Annotated in this window: 8 protein-coding genes; 4 read left to right on the plus strand and 4 right to left on the minus strand. The window is 71.4% G+C overall.

Annotated features, from left to right (window positions below):
* Nucleotides 1-35: 35 nt before the first annotated feature.
* Nucleotides 36-2,276 (plus strand): ATP-binding cassette domain-containing protein, encoded by a 2,241-nt coding sequence (locus P3L51_RS03255; protein ID WP_354603489.1) that lies wholly within the window; start codon nt 36-38, stop codon nt 2,274-2,276.
* A 120-nt stretch (nt 2,277-2,396) separates the two neighbouring features.
* Here the strand turns inward: P3L51_RS03255 and P3L51_RS03260 are convergent, their stop codons facing one another.
* Nucleotides 2,397-3,827 carry a dihydrolipoyl dehydrogenase family protein gene (locus tag P3L51_RS03260; protein ID WP_354603473.1) on the minus strand — a complete coding sequence of 477 codons (1,431 nt, stop codon included), beginning with the start codon at nt 3,825-3,827 and terminating at the stop codon, nt 2,397-2,399.
* 129 nt (nt 3,828-3,956) lie between these two features.
* Here P3L51_RS03260 and trxA point away from each other — a divergent pair, with 129 nt between their 5' ends.
* Nucleotides 3,957-4,379 carry a thioredoxin gene (trxA, locus tag P3L51_RS03265; protein WP_354603474.1) on the plus strand — a complete coding sequence of 141 codons (423 nt, stop codon included), beginning with the start codon at nt 3,957-3,959 and terminating at the stop codon, nt 4,377-4,379.
* A gap of 22 nt (nt 4,380-4,401) precedes the next feature.
* Here trxA and P3L51_RS03270 read toward each other — a convergent pair whose 3' ends face one another.
* The 3 genes from P3L51_RS03270 to P3L51_RS03280 form a co-directional block, all read right to left on the minus strand.
* Nucleotides 4,402-5,592 (minus strand): thiolase family protein, encoded by a 1,191-nt coding sequence (locus P3L51_RS03270; protein WP_354603490.1) that lies wholly within the window; start codon nt 5,590-5,592, stop codon nt 4,402-4,404.
* 105 nt (nt 5,593-5,697) lie between these two features.
* Complete coding sequence (locus P3L51_RS03275) at nt 5,698-6,015, minus strand: hypothetical protein (RefSeq protein WP_354603475.1); 318 nt, start codon at nt 6,013-6,015, stop codon at nt 5,698-5,700.
* Nucleotides 6,016-6,073: 58 nt separating this feature from the next.
* On the minus strand, nt 6,074-7,138 hold the full coding sequence (locus P3L51_RS03280; RefSeq protein WP_354603476.1) for a LacI family DNA-binding transcriptional regulator: 1,065 nt from the start codon (nt 7,136-7,138) through the stop codon (nt 6,074-6,076).
* Between the two features lie 105 nt (nt 7,139-7,243).
* On the opposite strand from P3L51_RS03280, the gene P3L51_RS03285 reads away from it, so the two are divergent.
* Both P3L51_RS03285 and P3L51_RS03290 read left to right on the plus strand, forming a co-directional pair.
* The gene (locus P3L51_RS03285; protein WP_354603477.1) at nt 7,244-7,951 is read left to right on the plus strand and encodes an alpha/beta fold hydrolase; all 708 of its coding nucleotides are present in this window, start codon (nt 7,244-7,246) and stop codon (nt 7,949-7,951) included.
* 73 nt (nt 7,952-8,024) lie between these two features.
* Nucleotides 8,025-8,498 (plus strand): type II toxin-antitoxin system PemK/MazF family toxin, encoded by a 474-nt coding sequence (locus P3L51_RS03290; protein WP_354603478.1) that lies wholly within the window; start codon nt 8,025-8,027, stop codon nt 8,496-8,498.
* Nucleotides 8,499-8,634 lie beyond the last annotated feature (136 nt).

Raw genomic sequence — 8,634 nt, forward strand, 5'->3', positions numbered from 1 at the left:
AGTCCGTGAACATCCCAGCCGCCGACAGTCACCACGTGATCAAGGTCCGCGGGGCTCGCGAGAACAACCTGAGAGAGGTCTCGCTGGACATCCCCAAGCGCCGGCTCACGGTCTTCACCGGTGTCTCGGGATCCGGCAAGTCCTCGCTCGTCTTCGGCACCATCGCCGCCGAGTCGCAGCGCCTGATCAACGAGACGTACAGCGCCTTCGTCCAGGGCTTCATGCCGAGCATGGGCCGGCCCGACGTCGACTCGCTCCACAATCTGAGCGCCGCGATCGTCGTCGACCAGGAGCGGATGGGCGCCAACTCCCGTTCCACGGTGGGCACGGCGACCGACGCGTACACCATGCTGCGGATCATCTTCAGCAGGCTCGGCACCCCGCACATCGGGACCTCGACCGCCTTCAGCTTCAACGCCGCCGACGGCATGTGCGCCGAGTGCGAGGGGATCGGTCAGGTGTCGAAGATTGACATCGACCAGCTCGTGAACCGCGAACTCTCCCTGAACGAGGGCGCGATCACCGTTCCCGGTTTCCAGGTGGGCGCCTGGTACTGGCAGATCATGGTCGCCTCGGGCTTCTACGACCCGGACAAGAAGCTCAAGGCCTTCACACCCGAGGAGTGGGAGGTCTTCCTCCACAGGACCGCGACCAAGGTCAAGGTCGGCTCCAACAACATGACGTACGAAGGTCTCGTCACCAAGGTCAACCGCACGGTCCTGGTCAAGGACCGGGACTCGATGCAGGCCCCCGTCAAGGCGTTCGTGGACCGGGCCGTGGTCTTCGCCGAGTGCCCGTCCTGCGGCGGCAGCCGGCTGAGCGCCGCCGCGCTGTCCTCGAAGGTCAACGGAGTGAACATCGCCGAGTGTTCGGCGATGCAGATCAGCGATCTGGCCGAGTACGTGCGGAAGATCGACGACCCGGCCGTGGCGCCGCTGCTCGGCAATCTGCGTGACCTGCTGGAGTCGCTGGTCGAGATCGGGCTCGGCTATCTGAGCCTGGACCGCGTCTCGTCCTCCCTCTCCGGCGGTGAGGCGCAGCGCGTGAAGATGGTGCGGCATCTCGGCTCCAGCCTCACCGACGCCACGTACATCTTCGACGAGCCCACCATCGGGCTGCACCCGCACGACATCCGGCGGATGAACGACCTGCTGCTACGGCTGCGGGACAAGGGCAACACGGTGCTGGTCGTCGAGCACAAACCCGAGGTCATCGCGATCGCCGACCATGTGGTGGACCTGGGTCCCGGGGCCGGTACGGCGGGCGGGCAGATCTGCTACACGGGCGACGTGGCGGGGCTGCGCGCGTCGGGCACGCTGACCGGGCGGCACCTCGAACACCGGGCGCGGCTGCGGGAGTCGGTGCGTGAGCCGAACGGGCGGCTGTCCATCGAGGGCGCCGATCTGCACAACCTGAAGAACGTGGCCGTCGACGTCCCGACCGGTGTGCTGAGCGTGATCACCGGGGTGGCGGGGTCGGGCAAGTCCTCACTGATCCACGGCTATCTCTCCAACAGGGACGGCGTGGTGGTGGCCGACCAGTCGCCGATCCGGGGTTCACGACGGAGCAACCCGGCGACGTACACGGGGCTGTTGAGCCCCATCCGGACAGCCTTCGCCAAGGCCAACGGCGTCAAGGCGGCGCTGTTCAGCGCGAATTCGGAGGGCGCCTGCCCCAACTGCAACGGTCTCGGGCTCGTTTACACCGACCTCGCGATGATGGCGGGCGTCGCCTCGGTGTGCGAGGAGTGCGAGGGCAAGCGGTTCACTCCCGAGGTGCTCACCTACCGGCTGAACGGCCGGAACATCAGCGAGGTGCTCTCCCTGTCGGTCGCGGAGGCGTACGACTCCTTCACCTCGGGGCAGGCGCACGCGATCCTCGGCCGGCTCAACGACGTGGGGCTGAGCTATCTGCGGCTCGGCCAGCCGTTGAACACCCTGTCGGGCGGCGAGCGGCAGCGGCTGAAGCTGGCGATCCAGATGGCCGAGAAGTCCTCCGTCTACATCCTGGACGAGCCGACGACCGGGCTGCACATGGCGGACGTGGACAAGCTGCTCGCGCTGCTCGACCGGCTGGTGGACGCGGGCAACACGGTGATCGTGATCGAGCACCACCAGGCGGTGATGGCCCACGCGGACTGGCTGATCGACCTGGGACCGGGTGGCGGGCACGACGGCGGGCAGATCGTCTTCACGGGGACGCCGGCCGATCTGGTGGCCCACTCGGACACGGTCACGGCGCGGCATCTGCGGGAGTACGTCGGTACGGGGGCGTAGTTGGAGGGGGCGCTCCGCGCGCTCGTCGACACGGACGTCGATCCGGCCGAACCCACCGCGTGGTCGAGGGCCTGCGCAGGGAACGGCCTCGGTCATCGGCCGGATGTCGCGGCGCGACCGTCAGCCGCGGTACGTCTCCAGGAGCCGCAGCCACACCTCGCTGATCGTCGGGTAGGACGGCACCGCGTGCCACAGGCGGTCGATCGGGACTTCCCCGGCGACGGCCACCGTGGCCGAGTGGAGCAGTTCGCCGACTCCCGGGCCCACGAACGTCACGCCCCGCAGCGTCTCGGTGTCCAGGTCCACGATCATCCGTGCGCGGCCCCGGTAGCCGTCCGCGTACAGGCCGGCGCCCGCGACGTTCGCGATGTCGTAGTCGACCGCGCGGACCCGGCGGCCCGCGGCCTCGGCCTCCTTGAGCGTGAGACCGACCGAGGCGACCTCCGGGTCGGTGAAGACGACCTGCGGGACCGCGTCGTGGTCGGCGGTCGCCGTGTGGGCGCCCCAGCGGTCGGTCTCCAGCAGGGGTACGTGCTGCGCCCTGGCACCGATCGCGGCGCCCGCGACACGGGCCTGGTACTTGCCCTGGTGGGTCAGGAGCGCGCGGTGGTTGACGTCGCCGACGGCGTAGAGCCAGTCGCTGCCTTCCACCCGGCAGCTGTCGTCGACCGTCAGCCAGGAGCCCGCCTTCAGTCCGACGGTGTCCAGACCGATGTCCTCGGTGCGCGGCGCCCGGCCGGTGGCGAAGAGGATCTCGTCCGCCTCGATCCGCTCGCCGTTGTCGAGGGTCACCGTGACCGGTCCGCTGCCGCCGTCGCGCTCGACCGAGGCGACGGAGACGCCCATACGTACGGAGGCGCCCGCTTCCGTCAGCGACTCCGTGACCAGTTCGCTCACGAATGGCTCCATACGTGGCAGCAGACCGTCGCCCCGTACAAGGAGGGTGACGTCGGAGCCGAACCCTCGGTAGGCGGTGGCCATCTCGACGCCGACCACTCCCCCGCCCACGACCACGAGCCGGTCCGGCACGCTCGGGGAGCTGGTCGCCTCGCGGCTCGTCCAGGGCTTGGCTCCCGCCAGGCCCGGCAGGTCCGGCACGACGGCGCTGGTGCCGGTGCAGACGGCGACCGCGTGGCGGGCGGTGAGGACCCGTACGCCGCCCTGGGCGTCGGTGACGGTCACTCTCTTCTTGCCGTCGAGCCGGCCCTGGCCCCGGTGCAGGATGACGCCGATCGAGTCGAGCCAGGCGACCTGGCCGTCGTCCTTCCAGTGCGAGGTGTACTCGTCCCGGTGCGCGAGGACGGCACGCGTGTCGAGCGGGCCCTGTACGGACGGGCTCAGCCCCGGGACACGGCGTGCCTCCGCACGGGCGATCACCGGGCGCAGCAGGGCCTTGCTGGGCATGCACGCCCAGTAGGAGCACTCGCCGCCGACCAGTTCACTCTCGACGATCGCCGCGCTCAGCCCGGCGGCCCTGACACGGTCGGCGACGTTCTCCCCGACCGGTCCCGCGCCCAGCACCACAACGTCGTACTCAATGGCTTCCGTCATGGGGACAGTCTGGTGGGGTGCCCGCCGCATGGCCACACGATCTTCGGGAATGGGCGAGGAATACGGCGGTGGTAACCACCGTTGTGCGAGGCGGCTTCATCCGGAGAGAACAGGAAGAGGTAACAGGTCATGGCCACTGTGGAACTCACCAAGGAGAACTTCGACCGGACGGTGTCGGAGAACGACTTCATCCTGATCGACTTCTGGGCTTCCTGGTGCGGTCCGTGCCGTCAGTTCGCCCCGGTGTACGAGCAGGCGTCCGAGCGCCACGACGACCTGGTCTTCGCCAAGGTCGACACGGAGGCGCAGCAGGAGCTGGCGGCGGCGTTCGAGATCCGCTCCATCCCGACGCTGATGATCGTCAGGGACAACGTCGCGGTCTTCGCCCAGCCCGGTGCGCTGCCCGAGACGGCCCTGGAGGACGTGATCGGACAGGCACGCGCGCTCGACATGGAAGAGGTCCGCAAGTCGGTCGCCGAGGCGGAGGCCGCCGCCAAGGCGGAGGCGCCGGGTGCCGGCGGCGGCGCCGGCGAGGGCTCGCAGAGCGCGTGAGGCGGCGCCTGACGCCCGCGCGTCAGCGTTCCAGCACGAGGGCCAGGCCCTGGCCCACGCCGATGCACAGCGCGGCGAGACCGGTTCCCGAGCCGGCCGCCGCCAGTTGATGGGCGACGGACCCCGCGAGGCGCGCGCCCGAGGCACCCAGCGGGTGGCCGATGGCGATCGCGCCGCCGCGCGGGTTCACCAGGGCCGGGTCCAGTTCGGGCCATTCGGCGAGGCAGCCCAACGACTGGGCGGCGAAAGCCTCGTTGAGTTCGAAGGTGGTGAGGTCGGCGAAGTCCCGGCCCGCCCTGGCGAGCGCCCGGCGTACCGCCTCGACCGGGCCGAGGCCGAAGAGCTGTGGCTCGATGCCGGTGACCGCGGAGGTCCTGATCCGGGCGAGGGGTTCGCGCCCCGTCGCCCGCAGGCCCGCCTCGTCGACGAGGAGAAGGGCGGCGGCGCCGTCGTTCAGCGGTGAGGCGTTGCCCGCCGTGACGGTCCCCTCGCCCTCCTTACGGAAGCTGGGCCGGAGCCTGCCGAGCGCTTCGAGGGACGTGTTGTCGCGGACGCATTCGTCGCGTGCGAGTTCCACTCCCGCGTACGGCACGACCTCCGCGTCGTACAGTCCCTCGCTCCACGCGCGCGCCGCCTTGCGGTGGCTCTCCAGCGCGAACGCGTCCTGGGCCTCCCGGGTGATCGCGTGCTTGTCGGCGATCAGCTCGGCGCCCTCGCCGAGGGGGACCGTCCACTCGGCGGGCATCCGGGGGTTGGTCATGCGCCAGCCGAGCGTGGTGGAGTGCAGCTGCTGATGCCCGGCGGGAAAGGCGCGCTCGGGCTTCTGGAGCACCCACGGCGCGCGGGACATGGACTCGACGCCGCCCGCGACGACGATCGACGCGTCGCCGAGCGCGACGGCGCGCGCCGCCTGGATGACCGCTTCGAGGCCCGAGCCGCAGAGCCGGTTGACGGTGACTCCGGGGACGGAGACGGGCAGTCCGGCGAGCAGCGCGGCCATGCGCGCGACGTCACGGTTGTCCTCGCCGGCGCCGTTCGCCGCGCCGAGCACCACGTCGTCGATCCTGGCCGGGTCGAGTTCCGGCGTCCGGTCGACGAGGGCCCGCACGACATGGGCGGCGAGATCGTCCGGTCGTACGGAGGAGAGCGCGCCGCCGAACTTTCCGATCGGTGTGCGGACGGCGTCGACGACGTAGACGTCGCGGATGGTCATCGGATCACTCATCGGCCCTCTCCCCTTCGGTCAGCTGTTCGTTCGCGCACTCTTTCATGGGAGGCGCGCGCCTGACCGAGGGGGCGAACGTCCGGGCGGGACCGTTCAGCGCGTCCGGGGCTCCGCGACGTCGGGCGCGTCCGGGCTGTCGGGGGCGTCCACGACGCGTGCCGACAGCCCGTAGTCCACCTCGTGGTCGTCGATCAGCAGCCCTTCGACGGTACGGGTCTCCGGGTCGATGTCCGCGACCATGCCGCCGCCCGCGTAGCGCGGGTATCCGGACTCGCCGATCTCTCCGGTCACCTCGACCACGGCGGAGCGCAGGGCGGTCGCCGCGTCCGGCGGGCCCTCGCGGCCGTCGGTGTGCTCCGGGACCAGCAGGATCTCGAAGCGCCGCGGGTAGGGGTGCCAATGAGTGCTCATGCTGGTGACGCTAGACAACAGGCGGACGGCGCGCATGTCGTCCGCGCGGCCCCGGCCGTCAGGTCGACTCGCGTGCTACGGCCCGCGCCCCCATCAGGTCATGCCGTTCCGGTTCACCGCCGGGATCGCGTACGACGCGGTCGACCAGGGCCGCCAGCCGCTGACCGGTGACGAGGTCGATCCGCACGGTGGAGAGCCGGGGCCGCAGGAGCCTGCCGAGCAGCAGGTCGTCGGCGCCGATGACCGCCGTGGCGCCGGGGATGTCGACGCCCGCGTCCTGGAGGGCCCGCATGAGGAGCATCGCGTACTCGTCGTTGTAGGCGAAGACGGCGTCCAGGCCGAGGCCGTCCCAGCGGGCGGCGAGCCCGGCGGCCGACTCCTCGGTGTACGAGAGCGGCAGCGGTTCGACGTGGGCGCCGGTGGAGGACGCCGCCGCGGCGGCGTGCGCGCCCGCGAGCCGGGGCGCCGAGAAGAGTTCCAGGCCGGGCTCCTCGGGCAGCACGACGCCGATCCGGCGGCGGCCGCGCTCCAACAGGTGGTCCACGGCGCGGCTGCCGATCTCGCGCTGGTCGAGGACGAGGGCGTGCGCGCCGTCGACCCCCTGCGGGCCGAGTGTGATGACGGCCTTCGCGCCGGAGCGCTTGAGTATCTCCACCCCCTGTGGGGTGAGGGCGATCTCGCCGAGGGAGACGACGGCGACGGGGCGCAGTTCGGCCCAGGCGCGCGCCGCCTCGTCGCCGTCGAGGCCGAGGCTGCCGTACTGGACGACGGTGTAGTCCAACCGCCGCAGCGCCCACTGGAGTTCGTTGAGGAAGCTGTTGTAGAGGGGGCCGACGGAGACGTGCGCGGTGGGGAGCAGGACAATCCTGGTGTGCCCCGCGCGCAGGCTCCGCGCGGCGGCGTGGGGGACGTACGCCAGCTCCTCGGCGGCCTCGCGGACCTTGCGGCGGGTGGGCTCGCTGATCCGTACGGCGGAGGTGTTGTTGAGGACGTACGAGACGGTGGCGCGCGAGACTCCGGCCAGCCGGGCGACGTCGGCGCTGGTGGGGACGGGACGTTCGACACGGGCCGGGGAGGGCTGCGGGAAGGGCTCTGGCGCGGGATCTTCGGGTAACTGGCTCATCGCCCCCCGCATCCTTCCAGACACGTCGTGGGTGGCCGGGCCGGGGCCTGTCGTCCCGTCCGGATCACCGCACAGGGAACGCACCTTCGTACGAAAGGGATCGTCTTGCGACTGCATACGCACACCTGGGGCGAGGGCGACCGTGTCGCGCTCCTGATCCACGGCATCATGGCCGACCACCGGACCTGGCGGCGGGTGGGACCCGAACTGGCCGCGCGCGGGCTGCGCGTGATCGCCGTCGATCTGCGCGGTCACGGCTCCAGCGGCCAAGGGCCGTACGCGCCCGGGGACTTCGCCGACGACCTCGTGGAAACGCTGCCCACCGGGGCCGAGGTGGCGATCGGTCACTCGCTGGGCGGGATGGCGCTCGCGCTCGCGGTGGAGCGGCTGGTGCCGCGCCGCGCGGTCTACTGCGACCCGGCGTGGCATCTGCCGGGCCCGGAGGAGGGTGCCACCGAGAGCGCGGGACCCGCGCGGCTCGCGGCGGCCAAGTCCCTCTCGCGCGAGGAGATATCCGCCCTCAACCCCCGCTGGGAGGAGGTGGACGTGGACCTTGAGCTGGCGAGTCTCGCCGTATGGGACGAGGCGACGGCGTACGGCATCGCGCCGGCGTTCGGGGCTGATCTGCGGCCGGCCGGGCCGGTGGTGCCCTCGCTGGTGACCACCGCCGATCCGAGCCCCATGGTCTCGCCCGCCGACGCGGCGGAACTGCGGTCGCGCGGTTTCGAGGTCCGTACGGTCGAGGGCGCGGGACACACGGCGCACCGCGACGACTTCGACGCGTTCATGGCCGTGCTGAAGGGCTGGGTCTGAGCGGGGATTCGTTCGGGGGATCGGGACGGACCCGGTGGGCGGCCGGGGGTGCCCAGGCTCTACCTTCGGTCGGATGAAGCCCTTCACCGACTCCGGCGCCCCCGACCACTCCCCCGAGCCCGAACTCCCCGGCCGGAGCGGTCCGTCGGCCACCACCGAGGCCGAGCCCCGTGAGGTCGGGCCCGTACGCACCTCGTACGCGCCCGACCGGGACGGCGACCCGGATCCCGGCGAGATCGTCTGGACCTGGGTGCCGTACGAGGAGAACGACGGGCGCGGCAAGGACCGGCCGGTGCTCGTGGTGGCCCGTGAGCCGGCCGGCACCCTGCTCGCCGTCCAGCTCTCCAGCAAGCGGCACGACCGCGACCACGAGTGGGTGCCGATCGGGGTCGGGCCGTGGGACCGGCGGGGCCGTGAGTCGTGGGTGGATCTGGACCGGGTGCTGCGGATCCACGACGCGGGGATGCGGCGGGAGGCGTGCGCGCTGGACCGGGGGCGGTTCGACCGGGTCGTACGACGGCTGCGGGAGCGTTACGGCTGGCGCTGAGCCGGCACCCGGGAGCCGGCCGGGAGGTCGTCCGCGAACGTGCGGTGGAAAGCGGCCAGCGTGGCCGAATCGGCCGTCCGGTCGAGCACCGCGAAGACGACCTGGTCGAAGTCTGTCTCTTATACACATCTCCGAG

Origin of the sequence: Streptomyces panacea, from assembly GCF_040560175.1 — a bacterium.
Taxonomy (GTDB): Bacteria; Actinomycetota; Actinomycetes; order Streptomycetales; family Streptomycetaceae; genus Streptomyces; species Streptomyces panacea.